The organism is Bartonella sp. AA83SXKL (assembly GCF_042196965.1).
In the GTDB taxonomy this organism is placed as follows: Bacteria; Pseudomonadota; Alphaproteobacteria; order Rhizobiales; family Rhizobiaceae; genus Bartonella.
This window is the reverse complement of record NZ_JBHIRG010000066.1, coordinates 1-2808: the sequence shown is the minus strand read 5'-3', so window position 1 is coordinate 2808 and position 2808 is coordinate 1. Positions and strand designations below refer to the sequence as shown.

Genomic DNA, 2808 nt, shown 5'->3' with positions numbered 1-2808 from the left:
AGGGATATAAGAACCTATAGGTATAAAACCTTATACCCCTTATGAGTTTATCATACCCATTATGTGAGCATGCTTTATAAGTTATTCAGTTTCTCTTATTTCCAATTTTGGTAGTTTTTTTACGATTTTCATTGTTTCTAAACTTACGGTAATAACCTTTTGAAATAACTCTAGAGGGTAGGCAGGGTTGCCAACGGTTTCAACAGCATAGCGATTAGCATCATTAACAATGCCACTCTTTTTATCAATCTTTACACATTGACGCCCCATAACCCATTCAAGAGCAGGCTTGCCATTAACGATATACGCATAAGCTTCAAGAGGGATATCTGTCATGATGATATTGCTATTATAAATAACAGTGGTTTTATCCTTTTCTTTACTATCCTTAATTTTTGCGAATTTCATTTCAGTTACATAATAAAACTTTTCGGGATTAGAGATCTCTGTCTGTTTTGGATTACCCTTTTTAAAGGTCACAGGATAAGGTTCTACAGTTTCATAATTCACATGCAAATGACCCAATTCACGTCCTGCTGTTACAAACTTCCAAAAATCACCAGCACTCTTTACACAAGGGATACGAGGCAGTTCTTTAGAGAGGTTATCAGCATAACGAGCACGATAATCTTCCGAATGAAGCAAACCGTAAACGTAATAGAATAGATCATCTTTTGTTATGGTTTCATTAGGATAAGCTGCTTTAAAATGTGCTAGACCTTCATCAGTAATGGCATCACGCCTCTGTAAATTAGCTGTTGCGTTTGCTTCTGTAGAGTTTGTAAATAAATGGGATTGGTTATTATCTTTATCCTCTAAAGATTCAATATCCTCATAAAGATACCTTGGAAAGCATTGGCTACCACCATCTATCATATTAAGATCAGGTATATTATTAGTCATAAGTACAGAAAAATCACTTCGTGAACCTGTACCAGTAACTTGTATTATTCTATTTTCAATCGCTCGTCCTATCGGAAATATATGCGGCATTTTATAAACCATTTCATTAAAGGCGCGATTATAATAGAGCCATTGTTTCGTAAAAGGACGATAAAGGCTTTGAATAAGGCATCTATCTTCAAGTTCAAAGATTTTTCCTCTTATTAATTCTTGTTTAAGAGCGCGACTCCAACTTATTTTTCTTTCATCAGCATTAACAAAATTGTCTACAGTTTTAGTACGTGTTTTACCGTCATTATGTGTATAAGCACCATTAAAATGCTCCACTTCACTATTGTAAAAAGTAATCATATTACTCATATTCTTCGCGAGAGTTTCACGACTTGAATTGTATGCCCAAGCATCACGATTAGTCTGTATACCACACGAAAAAGTCTCAAAGAGCTTTTTATCATGCCCTTTTTTAATACCTAGAGCTAGGAATGTCTTGAAACTGTTATCGCGTTGACCAAGCCAATCACCATGTTTATCTGGTGTAATCGTTTGCCAACCTAATTTATCCGTAATATCATCAATGCTCTCAAGGGACTTAATGATCGTAAGCTTTTCTTTTATCTTGAGATAATCTCCAATATCATGGAAATATATTTTCCCCTGTTGTTTGGATTCCGGATTTTTTACGAGAATAGATATAGCAATCGGAGCACGAGAACCTTCACCAAAAATCCCACCACCTTCTTTTTTACGTTGTTCTCCAGAGGTTCGTGCATTCCCCCGTAAATGGAAAATGTAAAGGCTGCTAAATTCCTTAACAAGGCATTTTCGTAAACCGTTCAGAGAATGTCCAGTGATAAAGCCCGCATTTGTAACAAAACCAATAACACCACAGTCTTTTATACGGTCACTAGCCCAGCGAATAGCACGAATATAACTGTCATAAAGTGCTTGCATATTGATTGATTCAGATTGAGCAGCATAAGTTTCACCAATACGTTTATCTAATATCGGATAAGGAGTATTTTTTGCATTATCATTAGCACTTTTTTGTCCTATAGAATAAGGGGGGTTACCAAAGATAACTTCGATATCTAGTTTCTTTTGATGTTCCAAATATTCACTATTTTCTTTAAATAATTCCTGTAGCAAGTTCTTCTCTTCAAGCATCCGAAACGTATCAGCCAAACCAATATGCTTGAAAGGGATATATTCACCTTTCATCAAACTATGATAAGTCGATTCAATATTAATCGCTGCTATGTAATAAGCCAGTAAAACAATCTCATTGGCATGGATATCATGACGGAACTTATATTCCATATCCTCTGGTTTTATGAGCTTTGATTGTAAAAGCCTTGTGATAAAGGTCCCCGTTCCAGTGAAAGGGTCAAGAATAGAGACATCCCGTGATCCCAAGCTTTTTCCAAACTCATTACGCAACACATCATCAACAGAATGAATGATAAAATCGACAACCTCAACGGGGGTATAAACAATGCCAAGCCTATCCGTTGTCTTCTTAAAAGCTTTGGTAAAAAAATCTTCGTAAAGTTTGATAATAAGATTTTGTCTTGCCTGTGGTTCGGTAATGCCAGAGGCACGGAACTTTACGCTGCCATAAAACTCTTGTAATTCTTTGGATTCTTCCTCAATATTGGTTTTATCGAGTTCTGTTAAGATTTTTTCCATTGCTTGCGAAATGGCATTGTTTTGTACAAATTCATTGCCCTCAAACAAGGCTTCAAACACGGGACGCGTCACAAGATGTTGCGCTAACATCTCAATCGCTTCTTCTTGCTTTATCTCACTGTTTAAGTTGTTTTTTAATTCGTTATAAAACGCATCAAAGGCATGATAAGCTTCGCTTGTTTGATCAGAAAGCATAGTTTGAAGGCGTGTGATATGGTT

At 36.1% G+C, this 2808-nt stretch carries 1 protein-coding gene; it reads right to left on the bottom strand.

The window, feature by feature from the left end:
• Positions 1–81: 81 nt before the first annotated feature.
• Positions 82–2808 (bottom strand): type ISP restriction/modification enzyme (locus ACFINO_RS09515; RefSeq protein ID WP_375655570.1); only part of this gene is annotated, 2727 nt, incomplete at its 5' end.